The sequence below is a fragment of the Pseudomonas sp. R1-15 genome (genome assembly GCF_051132085.1).
Taxonomy (GTDB): domain Bacteria; phylum Pseudomonadota; class Gammaproteobacteria; order Pseudomonadales; family Pseudomonadaceae; genus Aquipseudomonas.
The window spans coordinates 2,911,169-2,934,995 of sequence record NZ_CP071660.1 but is presented as its reverse complement, the minus strand read 5'-3'; the positions used below and the strand labels follow the sequence as shown (position 1 = coordinate 2,934,995).

Annotated in this window: 9 protein-coding genes; all 9 read right to left on the bottom strand. The window is 63.8% G+C overall.

The annotated features are described in order from the left end of the window. Positions 1-197: 197 nt before the first annotated feature. Positions 198-12,779 carry a filamentous haemagglutinin family protein gene (locus J3P97_RS13205; RefSeq protein WP_434674420.1) on the bottom strand — a complete coding sequence of 4,194 codons (12,582 nt, stop codon included), beginning with the start codon at positions 12,777-12,779 and terminating at the stop codon, positions 198-200. 211 nt (positions 12,780-12,990) lie between these two features. Further along, entirely contained in the window at positions 12,991-14,157 is a 1,167-nt protein-coding gene (locus tag J3P97_RS13200; RefSeq protein ID WP_434674419.1) for a substrate-binding domain-containing protein, read from the bottom strand. A gap of 153 nt (positions 14,158-14,310) precedes the next feature. Continuing rightward, positions 14,311-15,489 (bottom strand): substrate-binding domain-containing protein, encoded by a 1,179-nt coding sequence (locus J3P97_RS13195; RefSeq protein ID WP_434657994.1) that lies wholly within the window; start codon positions 15,487-15,489, stop codon positions 14,311-14,313. Positions 15,490-15,863: 374 nt separating this feature from the next. After that, a complete protein-coding gene (gspF, locus tag J3P97_RS13190; RefSeq protein WP_434674418.1) occupies positions 15,864-17,075 on the bottom strand; it encodes a type II secretion system inner membrane protein GspF in 1,212 nt (403 codons plus the stop codon). Beyond that, entirely contained in the window at positions 17,075-18,493 is a 1,419-nt protein-coding gene (gene gspE / locus J3P97_RS13185; RefSeq protein ID WP_434674417.1) for a type II secretion system ATPase GspE, read from the bottom strand. The genes gspF and gspE overlap by 1 nt, the downstream gene beginning before the upstream one ends. 271 nt (positions 18,494-18,764) lie before the next feature. After that, entirely contained in the window at positions 18,765-21,125 is a 2,361-nt protein-coding gene (gspD, locus tag J3P97_RS13180; RefSeq protein ID WP_434674416.1) for a type II secretion system secretin GspD, read from the bottom strand. Further along, the gene (gene gspM / locus J3P97_RS13175) at positions 21,122-21,667 is read right to left on the bottom strand and encodes a type II secretion system protein GspM (protein ID WP_434674415.1); all 546 of its coding nucleotides are present in this window, start codon (positions 21,665-21,667) and stop codon (positions 21,122-21,124) included. The genes gspD and gspM overlap by 4 nt, the downstream gene beginning before the upstream one ends. Further along, positions 21,660-22,841: a type II secretion system protein GspL gene (gspL, locus tag J3P97_RS13170; RefSeq protein WP_434674414.1), complete on the bottom strand. Its 1,182-nt coding sequence runs from the start codon at positions 22,839-22,841 to the stop codon at positions 21,660-21,662. Before gspL ends, gspM begins: the two co-directional genes overlap by 8 nt. Then, positions 22,838-23,821 carry a type II secretion system minor pseudopilin GspK gene (gene gspK, locus J3P97_RS13165; protein ID WP_434674413.1) on the bottom strand — a complete coding sequence of 328 codons (984 nt, stop codon included), beginning with the start codon at positions 23,819-23,821 and terminating at the stop codon, positions 22,838-22,840. The genes gspL and gspK overlap by 4 nt, the downstream gene beginning before the upstream one ends. Positions 23,822-23,827: the final 6 nt, after the last annotated feature.

Genomic DNA, 23,827 nt, shown 5'->3' with positions numbered 1-23,827 from the left:
TTGCTCCCGCTGGGGTGCGCAGCAGCCCAAAAAAGGCTGATGGATATCTACCTGACACACCGCGGCGAATGACTTGGGGCCGCTTCGCAGCCCAGCGGGAGCAAGCTCCCTCGCCACGGGGGTAATGGGTGCCCGAGGATGCCCAGGCACAACAACCCCTGTGGGAGCGAGCCTGCTCGCGAAGGCGGCAACTCGGTTTACAAGCTCAACCGCCCCCGCTCCTCCTCGGTCAACCGCTGCCGCGCCTGCTCGTCCAACGGCCCGGCACCCAGCACCTGCACCGGACTGGCCGGATCATAGGTGCGTGGTGCTTCACGGCTGGCGCCATCACGCGAAGGCGCCAGTTGCTCGGAGCCGAAACTCACCACCTGCACGGTAAACACCGAGGCCTGGTTCTGCCGCGCCGCGTTCTGCTGCTGGCGCGCCACGTCTTCCGCCGCTTGCGTGGCCGAGGACGCCGCCGAACTGGCCGAGGTGATCGCCCCGGTGTTCACCGAAGCCGCCAGCGGCACGCCGCTGGATTTGCCCTGGGTCTGGATGTTGGCCGCGTTGACCACGGTCAACGCGGCGATGTTGACGTTACCCGAGACCCGGATTCCCGCCTCGCCCGCATCGATGGTGCCCAGCGGCGCGATCAGGTCGATATCCCCCGGCGCTACCTCTGGAATCGGGTTGAGAGTGGCAATACCAGCCCCTGTGCTCGGCACCGACGGCGACAGCGTCACGTTGCCCCAGGTGTCGTACAGGCGCTTGGGCGGCGTGTAGACCACGGTGGTCTTCGAACCACGACCGGCGTTGATGTCGCCTTGTGCTGACCAGCCGAGGATCGAACCACCAAAAGTGGTCATGATCCGGCTCTGCCCCAGCAGGATGCTGTTCTTCGCATACAACTGGATATCGCCCTCACCCTGGGTGATGACCCCGGCGGTGGACGGCGGCGTGTTGCCTTCGATGCCGAACGTCTGCCCGCCACCGGGAGTGAGCATCTGAATGCCGCCACCAAAATCGGTGTGCACCCCTGCCCCGCCGAACATGGTGATGTCGCCCTTGTAGGTGATCGCATTGCCCGCCACGTCCTTGCTCGGGAACAACAACTCGATAGCCTCTCGTCCGCGCAGATAGCTGCCCTGGCGCACGCCGCCCACTTCGTTGTACTCACGGCCACCGGCCTTGAGCTCGGCAAAGTACACATCGCGGGCAAACACCCGTTGCTGCTCCGCCGGCAACGCCGCGAAGAAACTGCGAGCCTGCTCGGTATCGCCGCTGAAGCCGAAGCGTTCCTTGAGCCACTTCACCAGCTCCGTTTCGTAGGTCTTGGCGACCTTGCCATCCTGGTCCGCCAGGGGCACACCGGCCAGGGCCTGGTTCGCCGGGTCCAGGTAGGCCTTGACGAAGCGCTGGTAATCCGCACCGTCGAGGCCGGCGCCGGCTTGCAGCACCAGGCTTGCGCCAGGGCGCGAATCACCCGGCACCACCGCGCCAATGCTGGTGATGCTGACCTTGTCGTCCATCAGGATGTTGCGCCCGGCAGTGATCTCCAGCAAGCCGGGGCCGGCGACGTTGAAGGTGCTGTAGAGGATGTCGCGCCCGGCTGACACGATGGAAATGTCGGTGGGGTTGTTGTGGATGAAGAGGTTGCCGGCGCTGGTGTAGTCCCCCGCTTCAGCGTTATCACTGCGCGATCCGGTCAGCGGTATCCCGCTGCTGACGATATCTCGCCCAGCCATCATCCGGACAGCTCCAGCGCCTTCATATGCAATTCGCCCCGGCCATTTGGCCGTGGAAACCGATGTCATTGACCGCCCGGTGGTGACTGCCAGCAAATCGCCTTCAAGTGCATAGAAGCGAGCAGGATCGGCATTGAGGGCCCATTCGCTGGAAGCGCTGCTGGTGTCGAAGGCAAGCAGCGGCAGCATGTTCGAACTAAGGCGCACGGGATTACCGTCGGCCGAAAGATTGCTGACTTTGATACTGATGCCGTTATCGACAGAAGCGACATAGGCTGGCCGCAATGGCGTCGCCAAAGCGGTCGATGCGGCACCGGAACGACTGACCGACATGTCGCCGCCGTAAATGGAATCGCCGGCGAGGAATTGCAATTCGCTATTGATGCCGGGAGCAAGCAGCAGGGCTGGGCGATTATCTCCGCTGTAGCCTGCTTCATATACTGCTGAAGACTTCCCATAATAAAGGCTGCCACTGGCCGCCACCGCTCTGAGGATAGACGGGTAGACCACCGCCAGATCCGTTGCGGTACTGGAGGTGAACGGCGTCAGGTTACCTCCGGACGACCACAAGTCGATCGCAGTATTGGCCGTCCATAGCGTGAACCAGCTCAGTCCCGATCCGTTACTGTCACCGTCCTTGAAGCGAGAGGCGCTCATCATCGGCGCCCGGCCCGGGTCGGCAACATCCATCACGACAAGGTCGCCCGACGTTGTCAAATCGAAGGTGGCATCGCCCGGCATGAGGGTCAGGCCACCGGTAGCGAATCCTCGTGTGGACTTGAAGGAATCGTAGGCCCGCGTTTCTCCCGGGGATTGCGCCGAGGTAGCGTTACCGTATTGAAGGTCAATACGACCGAGGGCACCGCTATCGATCTGTGCGTGACCTCGCAGGTTGATTACCGCACCGTTGAGATGCCCGTCCACGAACAAACTCCCGGGATTCAGAGCACCGCCCACATGCAGATTGAGATCGCCGCCGCCGGTCAATTGCAGACTGCCATCGGCACCCACACGCCCGGTACTGCCTACGGCAAGCACCAATCCTTGACTGCGACCGTTGCCGCGAGTCTCAAGACGGCTCCCTGCCATCTGATCGATCACCCCGGCATCGCCCGCGACCTGGACATTCAGGTTACCGCCGCCCAAGGTACCAAACCCCGTAAATCCAACCATCAAGTCAGCCTTGCCATCCTGTGCTGCGGTATAGCTCCCGAAATTGATCCACCAGGCAGTGGGTTGTGCCTGGGTACCGGTATAAACCGAACCGTTGCCTTGGCGCCACAGCCAGTTTCCGACATTCGCAGTGTCATAACCCAAATCGCCGGGATTGGGTCGCGTATTACCGCTGCTAGTCACCACGTCCATTGTATTGCCGGTCAGGCTACCGCCAACATTCAGAGTCAGGTTGCCGCCAAAATCCGGGTACCAGGCGCGGTAAAGACTGTTGCTACCGCCATCGACAAATTGCTCGTTTTCACCGAGTGGATCGTTAAGCACCTTATCCGCTGCCCCCAGCGCCTTGGGCTGGTTGTAAGGATCATTGGCAAAAGTCGTGCTCGCCGAGCTACCGGCGGTATAGACGCCGTATAGCGAATCCATTTCCAGATCGCCTGCCGAGAACAGCTCAAGATCTGCTGCTCCGGTACGAATCACGCTCCAGCGTTGGCTGCCAGCTTTGTAATCGGCTTGTCCGACTGCTTGGCAATAAGAGGGATTTTCGGTACACAATTCCGGATACCCGATGGCACCCAAATCAATCGGTTGGCCGGCGAGACTCGGGTCCCCCCATTCGATAGCCCCTACTTCAGTCCAGATATATCCACTGCTGACCTTACAAAAATCCGGTAAATCAGTACATAGCCCTGGGTAACCAATCGCCTCGAAGTCAATCGGTTGGCCTGCCATGCTGGTGTCGCCAAAAAAATCCAATGACCCTGCTTCGGTCCACAATATCTCGCCAGCCTTAGGCACACCAAACATACCGTAATGACTATCCGCCAAATGAAGATCCCCGCCAGCCGTCACAGGCTTCACGACCCGGCTGTCCGCCGCCTGCGTGTCGGCACCCGCCACCAGGCGCAACGACCAGGACTGCGACCCCTCGGCCAGCATTGGCGCAATAGCCCAGTTGCTGCCCGCCACTTCCGGACGCAACTGCACCGACTCGACACCCGCCGGCAGCTTGATGTCGGTACCTGAAGGAATTTTCGAACCGACATTCAATGCCAGGGGACCGCTGAGACGCACGACGTTGGTCAAGCCATGGGTCGCGTCCGCAATGCCTGGCAGTGCAACGCCTTTAGGCCAGATCAGGCTGCCAATGGTTGCGCTGCTGCCCAGCAGGCTCCCAGCCCCCAGCACTGTGCCCGCATCAAGGGTCTGAGTCGAAGCCAACAAAGTGCCGGCGGCGAACAACAGATTACCCAAGGCGTCATGCACCGCCGCGGCAAGCACCGTGCCCGCAGGCAGTACTAAAGGTTGATCAAGCGTCGCGGCTACCGGCAGCCGCGTCCCCGCCGCCAGAGTGGCGCCCTTGAGCGGCACGTCGAAGTTGAGCACCGAGCCGGCCGGAAACGCCGTGTCCTCCGCCAGGGTCACGCCGGTACCGGGCACGACGATATCGCCCGCCGCAAAATCAATACCCGGCAACAGCACCCAGCCCTTGTCGTCGTTGCTGGCCGGCGGCTGGGCGAAACCGTCGGTGATGCTGCCATAGATATTCAGATCACCCCCGGCGCGCAACGTCAGGCTCGCGGATTCGCCGGAGCCATAGACATTGTCCAGTTGGTTATGCGGATTGAGGCTCTCATAGCGATAGCGCGACAGGTCCAGGTCGCCTTGGACCACCAGGTCGCCATCGGCCGTCGCGCTCACCACCTCCACACCAGGGCGCAGATGGAATACATCGCGATAGCGGCTGTTGTTCAGTCCGGCGAGTTTGCGCTGCAACAGATCGTCGTTGTCGTGGGCCTGAGTGATGAACGCGGTGTTGTCGTCATGCACATCATCCAGCCACGCTTGATTGATGACCTGATAAGGCTTGCCGCTGGCTGCCGGTACGTTGACCAGCGGTGCATCGTCGTATTGCCACATGGCCACCAGCGCGATCGAACGGGCGCCTTGGACATCCACGGCGCCGCTGGCATCGATTGCCACGTCGCCGCCTGAAACCCCGCCCAGTCGTGGTGCGTTGAGTTGCAATGTGCCGCGGGCGCGACCGTCATTCATGCCCGGCTTACTGCCCTGCGCCACCTCGGTGCCATGGCGCAGGTCGATACGGGCACCATTGCCCAGGGTCAGCAGCCCTTGCCGCGCGGTCAGGTCCACGATGGCGCGGTTCGGTGAGTCGATGATCTTGCCGTAGCTGTCCACCCGCAGGCGTCGGCCATGGGCATCAAGCACCGCCGTGCTGCCCAGGGTCAGGGCATTGCCGGCGGCCAGATAAATACTGCCAACACGCTCACCGCTGGCGTCCACCTTACCGTTGACCAACAGGCTGCCATTATCCACCGACACATTGATCGACGAAGCCTTGAGCCCGTTGCCGATCACCAGGTCGCCCTGCTTGAGCTGGAACCCACGGGCGCCGAACACCTGCCCATCGTTCAACCGCTGGTTCAGCGCCGCGAACTGCTCGCTGAGGCTGCCGCTGTCGTCCAGGCGCTGGGCCTGGATCTCCACACTGCCGGCCAGGTACGGCATGGCGGTGCCGCCGGCGTCGTATTCGCCCGTGCTGCTGCCGAGAATCCGCCCTTGCAGGTCCACCACGCCCGCCGCCCCGTCCAGCGCCACGGCGCTGAGTCGGCCGGCCTGGTTGTTGCGGGCCGAGAAGTCGATGGTCGAGCCATCGGCCTGGCGGATGTCGCCGTCCTGGCTTTGCAGAATCACCTCGCCACCGGCGCTGTAGCGCGTCACATCGTTGAAGGTCACCGTGCGGCCCGCCACATCGATCAGCGCCTCATCGGCCAGGGTCAGGTCGCGGGTCGCGCTCAGGGTGAGCTTGCCGCTCGGCAACACCACCGCACTGGCCAGATTGACGCTCGCGCCCTTGAGAGATAGCTCGCCGCCGAGCCCGGAGACAGCGCCCGGCTTGGCGCCCGCGCCCGCCACGTTGATCGCCCCACCCGCGCTGATGCGGTTGATCGAACCGGCTTCCCCGGTCAACAACGGAGTGAAGATATTCAGGTTGCCGCCGCTGTAGGCGAAACCTGTTTTCGGGTCGTATGCACCCTGGGTCTGATAGACCGCCAGGCTGCCTTTGTGATTGGCGGTCAGACGCTCGCTGGCGCTGAAGTTGACGTTGGCAAAGCCCAGGGCCAGACGGTCCAGGGAAGTGACCGAGCTCGGCTGGGCGAATTCACCGTAGCCAAACTCGATGCGCTGGGCCTGGATATCCAGGCGACCGGCGCCGGTGCCGGCCCCGCCGGCGATGACCGAACCCGGCGCGCCGACGGCACCGTTCCAGATCAGGTTGGCAGTGCGGATGGTCGCTACGTCGCTGGCACCGCCTGCGCCATAAATGGCCGGGGTGCTGAGCATCAGGTTGGCCAACCGCGACTTGCCCGTCGCCGAGTCATAGGTGTCGAGACTGACAGTGCCGTAGAAGTTCAACGCCTCACGAGCCGACAGTTCAAGAGTTTCCAGGGCCGGGGCACCGTATTCGGTGTCCCCGCGCAACAGGCGATCGAGTACCGTCTGGCTCAGGGTCAGACCGGCCGGCAAGACATTACGCGCCGCTGCGTCGCTCAATGCCGGGGAGGTACCGACGTTGATATTGCTCAGGGCCAGCGTCAGGTGGCGGGTGCCATAGCGCACTCCATCATCCAGTTCCAGGCTGCCCCCGGTAGCGGCGGCGATGCTGCCTTCGGAATGAATCCGGGTGACGCCACTGCAGGGCGTCAGGCTGCATCCACCGATGTTGATCGTGCCGTTGCTGCCCGATGAGGGTGCCAGCACGTTGAGCAAGCCGTTGGAGGCGGCCAGCAAGCTCAAATTCTGGCCGTTCACATTGAGGTCATAGACAAAACCGTCACGGGCATCGTAGGCCGCCGCGCCACGGCCGATGGTGTTGATGGCCGCGCCTTGTTCCATCGACAACTCGCCGTTGGCCAGCAGGAAAACTTCCGGTGCCGCTAGCGTCGCGCCTTCACGCAAGATCACCCTGGACGACGCTGCAAATGTCGGCGTGATGTAATTTCCGCCCTGACCATAGAGCGTATAGAACTGGCCGCCAATCACCTGACGCGATGCGTTCAACGCATTGAGGCTTTCGGCATTGAGTGTCACACCCTCGAAGCCAGCCGTAGCCCCGCGTCCATCAGCCACTACCTCCAGCGCGCCCCCCACATTACCCACTACCGTGACAGTGCCGCCGTAGCCACCTTTCTGGGGCGCGAACTTACCAATGCCCTTGAAGGAGAACGCTTGGTCTCCCGCCCCTGGGGCCAGCTTCAACTTCAAGGTCTTGGCGTCCACCGGCAATAGGGCCCGAGGCACGCCCAGGCGTGCGGCGTCGGCTACAGCGAACTGGGCATAGCTAGTTTCGTTGTACTGCGAATAGCGACGCAGCACATCGCCTGAAGTCAGGATGATCTGGCTGGCCAGACGGTTGCGATGCTCGGAATTGGCCACCGACAGCACCCCGGCGGTGGTCCAGGAGCCGTTGCGCATCTGCAACGCACCCGTCGTGGAACCCTGACCCGCGAGGCCGTTGACCTCTACCCGGAACGCCCCAGGCAACAAGGCATAGGTGGACGGCATCAGTGTATAGGTACCCGCGGCCAGCCCCGGCACACCGGCACCGATGGTGATTTGCTGGCCGACCCTCGGGTCGACGGCGCCGCCCTCGGGCGCCACTGGCGCGTATGGACTTTGATTACCCGGCACAATGGCATAGACCGGGTTGCTGGACAGGCCAGGCAACGTAAAGCCGCCGTTGGCACCGATTTGCACCAGCGGGTTGAAGCGCGCATCGGTGGAACCACCACGGCCGGAGATGAAACCGGCGCCGAGCAGATCACCGCCACCGGAAAGATCGAGTACCGAGCCTTCCTGGGCCATTACAGACTTTCCGCCCAGAATTACGCCGATGTTCAGATCACCGTTGGCAGACGGCATAGCCCCTTGCCCCAGGAACACCACCTTCTTGACCGCGTACTCATAACTCTGACCATCGACGGTACCGCCATAAGGCAGCACCAGACCGAGGCCACTGACTGAAGTGAGACTGTTGGGCAGCAAATCCACCCGGGCAGTGACGCCAGTGATGTCATTGGTGCCGATTTCAATTAATCCCAACGGCGCCCGAACGACCCCACCCTGCTCGATCTGCGCACTGCCCAGTTGCAAGTGACCGAATGCCGAATAAGGCACTTGTGGTATGGCCTTGGTGGTTCGCCCGATAACCAGGCTGCGCGTCGGATCGTAAAGAGAGGTGCCGTTAGATGTGCCCCACCCATACCCCGCCAATACCCGAGCCCCAACCCCGGTCGCCGGATACAACTGGGCCGCTTGCAACAGCATATCCGAAGGGGTCAGCAACTGAGTGGTAAAACCCGTAGGCATATCGGCGCTCGAGAACCCGGCCAGGAATCGCAAATCACCCCGGCTGCTCAGCTGGACCTGATCGAAACCTGCGCGCTCAAGTCCCACTGTGCTGCCATCGGCCTGCCTCACTGTGCCTTTGCTGCTGAACATCACATTGCCTTGCACATCCAGCAGATCGGCGTTGACGGAAAACACCGCCTTGTTCGCCGATAGAGACACCCCGCCACCATCGACCACTGGCCGGATGTAAGGCTCAAAACTCGGTCGAGTGGTCGCCAGCCCTGTCGCAGTAGACAGCAACACATGGGGTGCATTGAACTCGACCCGGGTATTGGCTGGCGCGGTTGCACTCAATCCAAAGCTGCGGGCGTACAGGCTCAGGCTTTGTCCGAGGGACATCGACAGGTTGCCATCGACGCTCATCAGTCCGTTGCTCAACAAGGACAAATTGTCGAAACCACCAGCCTGGACTTGATCGACGCCTAGCCGACCGTGTCCGTAGACCAGCGAATCCGCCGATGTTTCAGCCGTGTCGCCAAGCCGATGTGCCTGAGCCACCTGTTCCAACACCAGTTCACGCACGTTCAGCACCCGGCCATCGACTGCGCTTTTCAGGTAGTAGGGAGTTTCCAGCGCCACCGACAGGCTGCCCCCCGCCGCCCCGGCACCTCCCGAACGGGCGCTTAATGCGCCGTCCAGATACAAGCCATTGGCCGACGCCAGGGAAATGCTGCCGCCGTTGCTCGCCACTGACGTGCGCCCCTGACCAGCGACATCCAGCACGGCCTGGCTGCCATCCGCTTGCAGACGGGCACCGTCGCGCACTACCACAAACAGCTCGGAGGCAGACGTCGATCCTTTCGCGGCATCAATCTGGCCACCGATGACAATCTGCCCGCCATCGCGCACCAGGCCATAGGTCTGGCCGCGCATATCCTGAGCGGTCATAGCCCGGCTCGATACATCGATCAGCGCCTGCTCGCCCAGCCAGATGGAACGACCGTGGCCCTGGGCATTGACCTGATCGCGAACCGCATCATCAACGCTCAACTCGGTAAGGCTGACCCGCCCGCCCCAGGCGTTAAGCGTGCCGTTGGCGGTCAATTGCCCGCTGCTCCGGACATCGATGCCCTGGCCTGGATCAACGGTAATCACACTGCCCTTGCCCAAGCTCAATACCGTGCGCGCCATGTCGGCGGCGCTGGAATTCGCGGTGCCAGCGGTGAGGCTCAGGCTCGCACCACGACGCTGGGTCAGGACACCTTTGACCGCATCTTCCTGATACAGCTCCGGCGTCCAGCGCTGCAAGGCAGCGGCCGGCTCCGCGTCGCTGCCGGTGTTCAACGCCTGCTCACCAAAACGGTACACCGGCATCGTCACATCGACCCGGGCCCCGTCGGCCACAGTGAGGCCTTCGTTGCCGGTGATGTCATAGGCGGAGAAACCCTTGTCGAAGAAATCGCCGCCCAGTTGCAGAGTGCCAGGTTCGAGGGGGGTGCCGCTGTTGCCGATCAGCACTTTGCTGGCCGCCAACTTCAAGGTCCCGCCGCCGCTCACGCCGGTACCGCGCAGTTCACCTTCGAGGTTCAAGTCACCGTTACCGGACGATGCACCGGTACTCGCGGTCAAGGTCAGGTCACCGCCCTTGCCGCCGCGAGTCTTGCCATCGGCCATCACGGCAGCACCGGAGCTGACGTCAATCAGGCTGCCCTGCTGCACATCAATATCGCCACTGCTGCGCACGGACACGCTGCCGCCGTTGATGAACGGCAGGCCTTGGCGGTCGTTGCCGTCGAGCAGCAGATTGCTCCAGCGCCCGGCGGTGTTCAGCTTGACGCCTTCGCCCAAGGTGACCGTCGCCCGCTGTCCCGTGGCGGGTGAAAGTGTGACGTCTGCCATCTGGAAATTATCCGTCCTGACCTGTTTGAGCACGTTACCCAAGGCAATGCGACCGCTGCGGGCCGTCAGGTCGGCATTCACCTCGACCTGCGGTGCATAAAGCGTGATATCGCCGCCATCGGCGACCTTGAGTGCCCCATCGACCTTGATGCCTTCAGCCGCCGCTACCTTGACCGCGCCGAGCTGGAAGCCATTGAGCAACGCATTGTCCAGCACCAGCGTGCCTTGCCGGTCAGTGCCGACCGCCGAGGTCAGGTCCAGCCCCGCAGCAAGCTTGTCGCTCACCTTGCCAAGGGTGACCTGATCGAAGGTGGGGTTCAGGCCACTGTTGATCACGCCACTGGCCTTGTCATAGATCGGCGTGTAGCTGCCCACCCATAATTGCGCCCGACGGGCTACGGCGTTTTGCGATTGCTGGTAGCCGTCGAGGTTGAGGTTGGGCGCCTGTGTCTGGCGTTCGCCCTGGTAGACCTCGCCGACGATCTGGCCGTCCAGCACGGCGTTGCGGGTCGACACCACCAGCTTGCCGGCATCGCGCCCGACGGTGTAACCGGCTTCAAAACGTTCGCGAGGGGCAATGAGCGGGTTGTAGTAGTAATCGGTCTGGCCCCAGCGCTGGCTGTGGTCTTCGTAACCCTTGTAGATGCCGGTGTAGAGGATGTCGCCCGGGGCCTTGGACAGCTCATACAGACGACCATTGGCGCCCTTGAGCCAGGATTGGCGCAAGTACCCACTCTGTACATCCAGGGTACCGCCGGACAGGTTCAACTGAGCCGCCTGCTGGGTCACCACGTCGTTGCCAGTGAACGTCAGGGTACCGCCCTGGGCCGCCCACTCCCCGACGCTGTGCCCACGGGTGCCGAGATAACCGCCAACCTCCAACAGACCTCCCGCCGTGTACCAGCGGTCAGTGGCGTAGCCGTTGGTGCCCGCCGGGACGTAGACCAGGTCGCGCACGTCCACCCACACATCGTTGTTGGTCAACTTACCGCCTTCGCGGTTGATCGGCGCATCCCGTTGTTCGTTACCTTGGACGTTGACCTTGATGGAATTGGACTCCATCGCCACCTTGACACCGATGGCGCCGGACACGTCGATCACCGCGCCATCGCGCACCAGGCTGCGACCGGCAGCGCTGACCGCAACCTGGCCGCCGGTGGCCAGGGTGATGGAGCCGTTCTGGAAGTCGACGCTGCCGCCACTGACGATCTCGACCCGTGACTGGTCGGTGCGGTCGACCACGCTGCTGAGGTTGTTGAACTGGCCGCTGATCAGGTTGTTCGGTGTGCCATCCAGGCCGGCGGGTCCGGCATTGCGCTGACTGTCCAGGGCACTGCCGCCCGCGGCGTCGAGCAGCACCGCCGTGGCGCTGCCCTGCCCCAGGGCCACGCTGCCGCTGCTGTCGCTCGCGGCGTTGAGTAGGTGCACGGTGCCGCGCGTATCCACCGAACTGCTCGCGACCGCCACGCCGTTCTGCTGCACGTGATGTCCAGTGAGGGTGATGTCGCCGGTGCTGGCCTGGATCAGGCCACTGTTGATCACGGTGCCGGCGCTGCTGCCTGAATTGAGTGACGTCGCGACCTCGTTGCCACGGGTGGTGGAGCGCAAGTTGCCGCTGGTGCCCTGGCCCCGGCGGATGTAGAAGCTGTCGCCCGCCGCCAGGGTGGTCTGGCCCTTGGCGGTGATGATGGAGCCGGCGTTCTCCACTTCCGAACCCAGCAGCAAGGCATAGCCACCGCCTGCGGTTGAAGTGGCGGCGCGGTGGGTTTCAATTTGCGCACCGCGTTGCACTTCGACCTTGCCGGCGGCATCGGTGAAGGTTGGCTGGGTGCCGGTGGCATCGACGTACAACCCGCGCTGGCTGAACTGCTCATCGCTGATGTTCGCCGCCACCGCCGCCAGGTTGCGCACGTTGACCTGGCTGCTGCCGCTGAAAATGATGCCGTTGCGGTTGACCAACATCACCGTGCCGTTGCCCTTGATCTGGCCCTGGATCTGGCTCGGTCGCGCCTGCGGGTCGTTGACCCGGTTGAGCACGGCCCAGTCCGATTGCTGCTGGAAATCCACCGTGGTGTTGCGCCCGACGTTGAAGGTTTCCCAGTTGAGAATCGCCTTGTCAGCGGTCTGCTCGATCTTCACGGTGGTCTTGCCGCCGTCCTGGGTCTGCTGCGGTCCTTTGGCGTTGAGCCAGCCCTGGGTCAGGCTGTTATCGACCTTGAGCCCGCCCTCGCCCAAGCCGTCAGGCACGACCTGTACCTGGCCGAACGCGGCTTGGCGCCCGGCGGCCTGGGCCGCCTGCTGAGCCGCGATGGCGGCCACGGTGTTGTTGAGGTTGGTCAGCGAACGCTGCAACTGCGCATTGGCCCGTTGTTGTTGGGCCAAGGGCGGCGGCATGCCTGGCTGCGCCGTTGCAGGTCGCACCGCACCGCCGGCCTGAGGCGCGCCCTTGGCGGCAAACCAGGCCGAACTGAACGCCGTCGCCGCGTGGGCATTGCCGGCCACCATCAACAGGGCAATGGCCTGGGCCAGCGGCTTGAGTCGCAACATCGACAACTCGCCATCGCGACGTGGGGCATTCAGGTTCGTCTGGGGTTTGCAGCGCAGCATCCTACTCATCCTTTCGGGTTCGCTCTAAGGGGGCGCAACGCAGTGCTATCAAGCTGCCAGCGTTGGTTATAGGGGATAGGCGGTTACAGCCGCTCGGGACCGAACGGTTGTCATGAAAATTTCATGTGGCTGTGTCGGTACGGGTGTTGGGCAAGGATCAGCAACGACTGCGCCGTCCTGATCGATATCCTGGGTTGCTCCCGGCATAGTTTTACAGCGGACGACCAATGCCATTGCATACGTTAGGGTTACCGATGCTCAAGGTGTCGGCAGCCGTCAAGAAGCTGTTGCGGATTGCGGCTTTCCAGGCAACTGGTAACGGCAGCAGACGATTGGCGCTGATAGCCGCGTCGTGATTGACGGCAGAGGAAGCGTTGTAGTGACGGACAAAGAAGGTACGCACCTGTGCACTCTGGCCGATATCGGCATAGCACTGACTGAAGATCACGTTGGTGAAGCCAAGAATGGGGTAGCCGGTGGTCGGGAAAGGCACCACGCTTGGGTCAAATGTGTCGGTAGTTGCGCCGAATACCGGCACCCAGGCGTTTGGATTCGAGCGATTACCGGTGGCAGGGACAGCGATTGCGGCTATAGCTGCCGAAATATTCGCTGGCGCAGGAGACACGCCGGCAACCCGGGCCACCTTTGTGGCGTCATCCAGGCCAGCCAAGGTCGATGCTGCATACGCCGGGCTCATATAAGTGATAGCACCTTGAGTCGCATTCATTGCATACATGGCGCCTTCACTATGAACGGCCGCTAGCGCACGGGCCGGCGGCCCGCCGCTGTAGCTGGAGGCGAAGTGGGTGGTGACAGAGAAGCTGCCTGTTTCCGCGCACTTTGCGCGCAGGAAGCGGGTGAACAATTCCGTGGTTCCGCTGCTCTCGGCACGGTAAACCACAGTGATTGGACCGGTACGGCCAGAGCCGTTGATCTGGCTCCAGTCGGTCAGGCGACCGGAGAATACGCCGCACAGCTGGTTGACACTCAAGTCGATGCCCGCCACGCCGGCCTTGTTGAACGGAATGGCGATTGAAGTGGCAGCCGAAGGCACCTGGATCAATGGACCCCAGGCCGCGCCATGAGCGAACGCGTAAGCATTCAATTCGACCGGTCTGAGCTTTGAGTCACTGGCGGCCCAATGCACGTTCCTGGTAACGCCATCGACGAACTTGCTGTAATCGTTATTCAGAAAAGCGACTTTGCCCGCACCGCTGCCCACACCGATATAGGGCGCAAAACCGGTCGTCAACACGCCGGCTGTCTGGTAAAGCGGCTGAGCCAAAGTACTGCCGCCGCCATTGATATCCGCCATCGCCAACGGCGCGCAGAGGCCGCTGCACAACAATGCAACCGTTCGGGAAAGATGCTTGAACATGACAAGACTCCTGTCTTGAAATGCTGCGCCCGATCCGAGTCGTTCGGGCTGTAGCGCAGCTGAGGGGGACAAAACGACCACCATTGACTACGAGGAAATCAGCAACGGCTTGCGCCGTTGCTGATCGGTGTTGCGTGTCGCTCAGGCGTGGTGTTACAGCGGACGACCAATGCCGTTGCAAACGTTGGTGTTACCAATGCTGAGAGCGTTGGTGCTGGTGAGGAAGCTGCTACGAACGGCTTGCTTCCAGGCCGCTGGCAGCGGCACGAAGCGGTTTGCAGTGATGGCAGCATCGTTGCTACTGGCCGCAGTAGCATTGTAGTGACGGGTGAAGAAGTCACGAACCTGCGTGGTTTGTGCAGCATCGGCATAGCACTGGCTGAAGATCACGTTGGTGAAGCCCAGGATCGGGTAGCCGGTAGTAGGGTAAGGCACGACGCTTGGATCGTTAGGGTTGGCAGCTGCAGCGAACACTGGTACCCAGGCGTTCGGGTTGGCGCGGTTGGCAGCAGCTGGAACGGCTACGGAGCCAATGGCGGCCGACACGTTGGCAGGTGCTGGGGAAACACCGGCAATGCGAGCAACTTTGGTGGCGTCATCCAGGCCGGCCAGGGTGGTAGCAGCGTAATCCGGGCTCATGTAGGTGATGCGACCTTGGGCAGCATTCAACGCAGTCATCACGGCCTGGCTACCAGTGGCGGCCACGGCGCCGGCTGGCAGGCCACCGCTGTAGCTGGAAGCGAAGTTGGTGGTGATGGAGAAAGTGCCTGGGACACTTGTACCGCACTTGGCGTTCAGGAAACGGGTGAACAGTTCCGTGGTACCGCTGCTCTCTGCACGGTAAGCCACAGTGATCGTGCCAGTACGGCCCGAACCGGTGATCTGGCTCCAGTCAGTCAGTGTGCCGGCGAACACGCCGCACAACTGAGCGACGCTGAGGTTAACGTTGGCAGTGCCAGTCTTGTTGAACGGAATGGCTACCGAGGTGGCAACCGAAGGCACCTGGATCAGTGGGCCCCAGGCAGCGCCGTGGGCAGTGACGTAGTTGTTCAGCTCAGTGGTGCTGAGCTTCGAATCGCTGCCAGCCCAGTGCACGTTCTTGCTGGTGTTGCCAGCCACGAACTTGGTGTAGTCGTTGTTCAGGAAAGCCAGTTTGCCGTTGCCGCTGCCCACGCCGATGTAGGGGGCAAAACCGGCGGTCAGAACACCGGAAGTCTGGTACAGAGGCTGAGGCAAGGTTGCACCACCGCCGTTGACATCAGCCATGGCGGCCTGAGCGGCGCAGAGGCCGGCGAGGGTCAGGGATACCGCGAGAACGTTGCGCTTAAACATGAAGAATCTCCTTTCATCGTGTTCGTACGTAGGTTGGGTGACGCGTGCTTGCCGTCATGGCGCTCGGTCCTGTGCCGGTGGCGATGGGGTGAGGCCATGGGTTAGAAATTCGCAGCTTCCGGTGACAGATAAAGGAAAAAACCTCGGGAGCTGAGGGCTGTTTTTCGGGTTTTTTTCTCGGGTGTTCGAGGGCTCTGGGTTGAGGGTCCGGGCTGGTTTTGCGGGGGTACGGCAAGGGTTGCCAGCGAAGTCGGCGGCAGGCGGTCGTGCGGCGGAGAAACATGACAGAACGAGGAACCCGAGTTTGGCGCGGGCATGACACGGGAGGTGTTGTGGCAGTGCAAAAATATTCGCAGCTTTTGTGGCGCGTCTTGCTACTGCACCAACTGATTGATCTCGATGATCGGCAGCAGCACGGCCATGACGATCACCAGCACCACCCCGCCCATGACCACGATCATCAATGGCTCCAGCAGCGCCGTCATGCCCATGGCGCGGCGTTCGATGTCGCGGGACAGCGTTTGCGCGGCACGTTCGAGCATGGGTGGCAGGCAGCCGGTTTTTTCGCCACTGGCGATCAGGTGGATCAGTACCGGCGGAAAGACTTTTTCCACCCGCAACGCCGCTGCCAGGTTGACACCTTCGCGAACCTTGGCCGTGGCATCGCTGACGCTCAGGCTCAGGCGGTCGTTGGAGAGGGTCTGGCGCGCGGCCTCCAGTGCTCGCAGCAAGGGCACTCCGGCGCCACCGAGGATCGCCAGGGTCGAGGCGAAACGCGCGGTATTGAGGCCCAGCACAAATCGCCCGATCAGCGGCAGGCGCAGCACCCGCGCGTGCCAGTTCAACCGCGCCGCCGGCTGGCGCAGGTAAAGACGCCAACTCCAGAACCCCCCGACCAGGACGCAAAAACATAGCCAGCCCCAGGCCCGGATGAAGTCGCTGGCGGTGAGCATCGCCAAGGTCAGCCCGGGCAAGTCCTGGCGGGCCTGGGAGAACGCGCTAACAACCTGGGGCACCACGTAGCTGAGCAGGAAAATCACGATGGCGACCGACACCAGTCCCACCACGCCGGGATAAATGAACGCCGTGAGGATCTTGCCCCGCAGGTTGTTGCGCTCCTCGATGTAGTCCGCCAACCGCTCCATCACCTGGGCCAGGTCGCCGGACTCTTCGCCGGCGGCAATCAGCGCCCGGTAGATTTCCGGAAAGTCCCGTGGCCGCGCCGCCAAGGCTTCGGCCAGGCGCATGCCACTGCGCACATCGGCGCGCACGGCGCTGAGGGTCTGGGCGATGTGCTTGCGCTCCGCCTGCTCCACCGTCGCACTCAGCGCGGCCTCCAGCGGCAGGCTGGCGCCCAGCAGGCTCGCCAGTTGCCGGGTGGCCCAGGCCAGGTCGTTATCCGAGAGTTTGGCACTGAACAGACCGCCGCCGTTGGCCTGCGCCGTGTTGCGCTCGAGCTGCACCTGCAACGCCGTCAGCCCGCGACTGCGCAGCAGGCTGAAGGCAGCGCCCTGGCTGTCGGCTTCCAAGTGCCCGGATTCGATCTTGCCCTGGGCGTCGGCGGCTTCGAAACGGTAGCGATTCATCAGGCGTCCCGTGTTACGCGGAGGATTTCTTCAGGCGCGGTGGCGCCACTGCGCACCCAGCGTTCGCCGTCTTCGCGCATGCTGAACATGCCGGCCTGGCGGGCCGCGGCGCGCAGCGCCTGCTCCCCTGCCCCTTGATGGATCAGCGTGCGAATGTCGTCGTCGATGCAGAACAGTTCATGAATGCCGGTGCGGCCGCTGTAGCCGGTCTGGTTGCAACTCGGGCAACCCACCGGGCGCCAGGTGCCAGGCGAGGCCGGATCGGCTTGTTTGCAGTGCGGACAGAGCCTGCGCACCAGCCGCTGGGCCAGCACGCCGAGCATCGACGAGGCCAGCAGGAAGGGTTCGACGCCCATGTCGATCAGACGGTTGATCGCCGACACCGCGTCGTTGGTGTGCAACGTTGCCAACACCAGGTGACCGGTGAGCGAGGCCTGCACGGCAATCTGCGCGGTCTCCAGGTCGCGGATTTCACCGATCATGATGATGTCCGGGTCCTGGCGCAGTATCGCCCGCAGGGCCAGGGCGAAGGTCATGTCGATTTTCGCATTGACCTGGATCTGGCTGATGCCCGGCAGGTCGTACTCCACCGGGTCTTCGACGGTAAGGATGTTGTGTACGCTGGCGTCCAGCCGCGCCAGGGCGGCGTAGAGGCTGGTGGTTTTGCCGCTGCCCGTAGGGCCGGTGACCAACACAATGCCGTGGGGCTGGCGGATCAGGTGGTCGAGCTTGCCGAGCACGTCCGGGTCCATCCCCAAAGTTTCCAGCTGCAAACGTCCGGCCTGTTTGTCCAGCAGGCGCATCACCACCCGTTCGCCGTGGCCAGTGGGCACGGTGGAGACGCGGATGTCGATCGGCCGCCCGGCGACACGCAAGGCGATGCGGCCGTCCTGGGGCAGGCGTTTTTCGGCGATGTCGAGCTGGGCCATGATCTTGATCCGCGACACCAGCGCGCCGTGCAAGGCCTTGCGCGGCGAGACCACGTCACGCAGCGTGCCGTCGACCCGATAGCGCACCACCGAATGGCTCTCGTAGGGTTCGATGTGGATGTCGCTGGCCTCGTCCCGGGCGGCCTGGGTCAGCAGCGCGTTGATCATGCGGATCACCGGCGCGCCGTCCTGGGTGTCCAGCAGGTCGGTTATTTCGGGAATGTCCTGCATCAACCGGTCGAGGTCCACCTCGTTTTCCGCCGCGCCGACCACGGCGGCAGCACTGCCGGTGTCGGCGTAGGCGGTATTGAGCAGGCCGTCGAGCTCCTCGTCACGCACCCGCTCCAGGCGGACCTCGCCGAACTGGCGACGCACTTCGCTGATCGACCAGCCCGGCGTCGACGGGCACACCATCAGCACCGCCTCTTCCCCGGACTGGCGCAATACCAGGCGCTGGGCCTTGGCCCAGGCGTATGGGAGGGTGTTCATGCCGACATCTCGGGTTCATGAGTCGTCTGGGCACCCTGTGGGAGCGAGCCTGCTCGCGAAGGCGGTGGGACAGCTGCATTGATATCGGCCAGACCGCCGTCATCGCGAGCAAGCTCGCTCCCACAGTGTCTTGGGGTGAACTCAACATTGCTCTCACCGCAACTCCCTTGTGGGAGCGAGCTTGCTCGCGATAGCGGTGGGTCAGTTTGCATGGATGTCGATCGGGTCGCCGTCATCGCGAGCAGGCTCGCTCCCACAGGGTTGGTGTCCATCAGCGAGCGCCTCCTTCGACCGGCACCGCCTTGATCACCGCCCTCGGCGTTTGCAGCCCGGCGGGCGTGGCGCCTGGAATCGCCCGGGCCGAGGCCGGCAGTTGCGGCGCCTGCACGTCCGGCAGCGCCCAGCTGCGCTCCGGTTGCAGCAGGCCTTGGGCGCGGCGCATGAAGTCGTAGCGGTTCAGGGTGATTCCGCGACCCGCCGCCGTGTCGCGGATGATGTAGGGCCGCAGGAAGACCATCAGGTTGGTCTTGGTGACCTGGCGCCGCTCGTTGCGAAACAGCGCGCCAATGCCGGGGATCGTCGACAGCCACGGCACCGCATCATTGCTCTGGCTGTAACCGTCCTGCAGCAGCCCGCCGAGGACCATGATCTGCCCGTCGTCCAGCAGGATGCTGGTGTCAATCGCACGTTTGTTGGTGACGATCCCGGTGGTGCTGGAGGCGCGGTTGTCGACACTGCTGACCTCCTGGTAAATGTCGAGCTTGACCGTACCGCCCTCGGAAATCTGCGGTCGGACGTTGAGCTTCAGGCCGACCTCCTCACGAGTCACGGTCTGGAACGGGTTGTTGCTGGTGCCGCCGCCACCGGTGACGTAGCTGCCGCTGACGAACGGGATGGTCTGGCCGACGAAGATGCTCGCCGCTTCGTTGTCCAGGGTCAGCAGGTTCGGCGTCGACAAGACGTTGGTGCCGCCCTTGCTCTTCAAGGCCCGGGCCAGCACCTTGAGATCGAGGATCTTGCCGATGCCGGGAATGTCCACGGTGCCGTTGACCAGGCCCAGGTTCAGGCCCTGGGGCAACACGTCGATGCTGGTCTTGCCGTTGAGGTTGAGCCCGGTGCCACCGAGGTTGACCCCGCCAATCACGCCGCTGCCGCCGAGGTTGCCGGTCTGCCATTGCACGCCGAACTCGCTGGCATCGTCCTCGCCGACTTCGACGATCAGGCTCTCGATCACCACCTGGGCGCGGCGCTGGTCGAGCAGGTCGATGACCTCGCGCAGGTTGCGATACAGCGGGTCCGGCGCGGAAATCAGCAAGGTGTTGGTGGTGGCATCGGCCTGGATGGTCACGCCACCGGCGCTGAAGGCAGTGTTCTGCTCGCTCTGCGTCGTGCTGGAGGTTTGCCCGCTGCTGCCTTGGCCTTGGCCATAGCCGCTGCCGCTGCCCGAGGTGGTGCTACTCACGGGGCTGGCTGCGCTTTCGTTGCCCTGCCCGCTCTGGCCGTTGGTGCTGGCGCCCATGCTGCTGAGCACCGAGCGCGAATTGTCGTTACCCTCGCCTTCGCTTTCCCCGGTGAGCAAGCCGCGCAGGGCCTGGGCGAGTTTGGCGGCCTGGGCGTTGCGCAGGTACACCACGTGCAGGTTGCTCGGGTTGTTCTGCGCGTTGTCGAGCTTGTAGATCAGGTTGCGCGCCAGCTCGGTCCGCTCCGGGCTGCCGGCGCGGATGATGATGGAGTTGGAGCGCGGGTCGCCGATCACATTGATCTTCTGCGTCTGGTCGCCGCCCTGGGTCTCCAGCAGGTCGGAAACCATCTGGGCGATGTCCACGGCGATGCCGTTCTGGATCGGCACCACATCGGTATCGATAGCACTCGGAGTGTCGATCCCCTCGATGAGCTGCGCGACGCGAGAGAGGTTCTCGGCGTAATCGGTCACCACAATGGTGTTGTTGCCGGGGTACGCGTTGATCGGGTTGTTCGGTGAGACGATCGGGCGCAGCACCGGGATCAGGTTGACCGCGTTCTCGTATTGCAGGCGAAAGGTGCGAGTCAGCATGCCGTTGCCGGCCGGTTTGTCAGCATTGTAGATCGGCCCACCCAGCAACTTGGCATCGGCTTCCGGGACCACTTGGGCGACACCGCCGACATCGACCACGCTGAAGCCCTGCATGCGCAAGGCCGCGAGCAGCATTTCATAGGCCTGGCGGGCGGGCACCTGGCCTTCGGAGACCAGGGTCAGGTTGCCTTTGACTCGCGGATCGACCAGGAACTGCTGACCGGTGGAACGCGACAAGGCGCGCACCACCGCCTGGATATCGGCCTCGACAAAATTCAGCGTCACCGGTTGATCACCCAACGGATTGCTCGCAGGGGCATCGCTACGCGGCGTGCGGGCGCGGGCGGTCAGGTCGACCTGATGGCGCACCGGCGGTTTCTGCTCGCGGGACGCCTGGGCCCGTTGCCGGTCCAGCAACGCGTCACCGCTGCGCTGGGTACTGCCCAGCGGGATGCCCAGTTCGCTGTCCACCAGCAACGGTGGCTGGGAGGCCGGTGGCGTGCTGGTGCACGCGCCCAAAGCAAGCAACAGCAGCGGCGCGGCCTTGCGCCAATGTCGCGGGTATCTGGACCCCTTCATGAAGCTTCCTTAGCGCTTGACGCGTGGTTCATGCGAACGGTTCCGGACAGAGTGCCGGGGGTTGGGTCGGAACTGGCCGGGGCCGTGCGCTGCAAGCGGGCCTCGATCACTTCCAGGGAAAATTGTGGTGGACTGCCCAGCAGCCAATCGATCACCCCGTCCGCCGGCGCTTCGGTGAAAGTGAGTTGCCACGCGTCCGGCGCCGCGGTGCCCGGCGGTTGTAACTGGTAGCGCTCGCCCAGGCCGCTGGCATCCAGAGTCTGGCGCAGGGCGACTTCAAGGGATTGGCCCCGGGCAGGTCCGCCAACGTCGCGCAGCAGCACTTCGAGGGCTTCGGTCTGCGAGCGCAGCTTCGGGGTCTCGGTTTGCCAATAAGCGATGGTTTTCAACGCCGGCTCGATCAAGGCCAGCCAGACCAGGCCGCCACCGAACACCAACGCCGCCAGGGCCACGGCACGTTGCTCGCGGGCGGCCAGGCCCTGCCAGGCCGTGCGAAGGTTTTGCCAGCGCGCCTTCAGCTGTGCCGCGGTCGGCTTATTCATCGTTTGCTTCCTGGTTTTCGTCGGGGCTGTCTTGCGCTTCCTGCCCGGCGGGAGCCACGCGCAACGTCCACCCCTGGTCAATGGCCGCGACCTCGATGCCGGCCTGGGCCAGGGGCATTTTCCAGTCGTCACCCGCCGCTACTTTCTGCGCTTCGGCGCCGAGCTTGAGGCGCAACTCAGCGTTTTCGAACACCAGTTCCTGCACATTGCCGCTCATGAACGGCATGGCGCTGCCCGCCTGCCTTACCAGGCTGGCGAAGCGCTGCCCAGGCTCCGCCAGCGAACCGCTCTGGCGCGCGGCGATTTGCTGACGGGCCTGCTGCAAGGGGTTGAGAATCACCGGCAGTTGAGGGAACGCCTGCTTCACCCGTTGGCTCATCTGCGCCTTGAGCCGCTGCCCCTGGGCCGCTTCACGGCTGGCATACAGATTGAGCCCGACCACCCACACCGCCACCGCCAGCGCGCAGATGCCCGCCGCCCGCCCCCAGCCGCCGCGCCCGGCACGCCCCTGCGTCAACCCGGCATGCAGGCCCCAGCCCGGCGCGACACCCGTCCAGCGCTGGGTGACGGGCAAACTGTCAGTCGTCACTTGCGGCGGCGACTCGCCCACCCAATGCAGGCCGCTGCCCATCTCCACAAGCCACTCGTCCAGCGCATCGTCCAGCAACGGCTGGACCACCGCGTGCTGCAAGCCATGGCGCACCAGCACGTGCCCGTCTTCGATACATGCCACTGGCCCCGACAACACCGGCAAGGCGTAGGCGGCCGGATACAGGCCGCGCAATTTGAGGCCGGCCTGCTGCAGGATCTGACCCAATAGGTTCAGCGACGCACGGTCCAGCCAGGCGACCGCTACCTGCCCGTCCGCATCGCGCGGGCCGTGGGCCACTTGCATCTGTTCGGTGGCGCCGAGCATCAGCGCCTGGGCCGCGCAGGTCACGGCGGCGGTGGTTTTCGCCGCGGACAACGGCGGCAGCTCCAGGCGCGCCAGCAAGCTGTCACGCGGATGCAGGAAACATTCGACCGCCTGCTTCTTCGTGCCCTGGCCAAGCGCCCGGAGTGTGCTGAGACCGGCATCACGCACCTGCCCTTGGCGATCCAGCCAGGCAAATGCCACCGGGCTATCGAGGCCGAGACGATCCAGCGGCGCCAGGGCGATGCGCAAACGGCTCATACACCCACCCGCGACCAGATCACCTGAGGCAAGCGGTCCTGGCTGCATTGGAGCAAGGCATCCAGTTCGACCCGCCGTTGGCCGCTGCGCACCTGGCCCCGCAGGCGGAACCAGTCGCTGGCGATGCCGACCTTGACGGTGCTGACGTCCAGTTCGGGCATGCGCAGGCGGTTGACGAAATCCCCGCGATTGATGAACCAGTGGCCACCGTCGCGTTCATTGATCAGCGCCTGGGCGCGTTGCAGCGACAACCCCGGCACGTAGGCGGCGAGCACCGCGGCGCTGGCGGTGTTGCCGTTGAGCCAGGTGTTGGCCGGCAGGATCGTGACGTAAGGGGCCAGCGTTTCCAGCAGTGCCGGGGTGACGCCCTTGACGCTGAGCAGGTCCTGCAAGGTGCGCAGCATCGGCCGGGTCGGCGCCAGCGTGTCGGAGGCGTCCGGTGAGGTGCTGCGGCCGCTGTCGAACGTGCTGCTCGTGGACGCCTGGCCCGCCCGCGGCAGATTCAACAGACGCGGGTAGCCAGCAATCACCCGCTCGACGATACGCGCCCGTACCGTGGCGGCGACACCCAACTGCTCGCACAGCCGCGAGAAGGCGCGCAGCTGTTCCTGGTCCACCTGGTCATCGACCACCAGATTGCGCAGGTTGAACTTGCCCTGTTCATCCTCCAGTTGCCCTTCGAATGGCGTGTCGACCTGGCCGGAGCCCGGCATCAGGATAGGTTTCGCCCAAGGCTGGCCGAAGCGCGTCAAGGGATCGCGCTGGCGAACCTCCCAGAGCAACTGGCGACTCACCTGCAGGCCGCCCTGTAACCGCGCCGCGCCCTGGATGCGCAGTTGCTCGGCTTCCAGGCTGCGGGTGAACAGGGTCTGGCGGGTGAGCATGCCGCCGGCGATGACGGCCACCACGGCAGCAATCAGCAAGGCACTGATCACCGCCATGCCGCCCTGCTTCGCCGCTGTCGGCGAATTCGTGCGCATCACGGC

What these genes read in the sequence shown, in the direction of transcription:
- J3P97_RS13205 (WP_434674420.1), bottom strand. Translation starts at nt 12,779, where the DNA reads ATGCTGCGCTGCAAACCCCAGACGAACCTGAATGCCCCACGTCGCGAT.
- J3P97_RS13200 (WP_434674419.1), bottom strand. Translation starts at nt 14,157, where the DNA reads ATGTTCAAGCATCTTTCCCGAACGGTTGCATTGTTGTGCAGCGGCCTC.
- J3P97_RS13195 (WP_434657994.1), bottom strand. Translation starts at nt 15,489, where the DNA reads ATGTTTAAGCGCAACGTTCTCGCGGTATCCCTGACCCTCGCCGGCCTC.
- gspF (WP_434674418.1), bottom strand. Translation starts at nt 17,075, where the DNA reads ATGAATCGCTACCGTTTCGAAGCCGCCGACGCCCAGGGCAAGATCGAA.
- gspE (WP_434674417.1), bottom strand. Translation starts at nt 18,493, where the DNA reads ATGAACACCCTCCCATACGCCTGGGCCAAGGCCCAGCGCCTGGTATTG.
- gspD (WP_434674416.1), bottom strand. Translation starts at nt 21,125, where the DNA reads ATGAAGGGGTCCAGATACCCGCGACATTGGCGCAAGGCCGCGCCGCTG.
- gspM (WP_434674415.1), bottom strand. Translation starts at nt 21,667, where the DNA reads ATGAATAAGCCGACCGCGGCACAGCTGAAGGCGCGCTGGCAAAACCTT.
- gspL (WP_434674414.1), bottom strand. Translation starts at nt 22,841, where the DNA reads ATGAGCCGTTTGCGCATCGCCCTGGCGCCGCTGGATCGTCTCGGCCTC.
- gspK (WP_434674413.1), bottom strand. Translation starts at nt 23,821, where the DNA reads ATGCGCACGAATTCGCCGACAGCGGCGAAGCAGGGCGGCATGGCGGTG.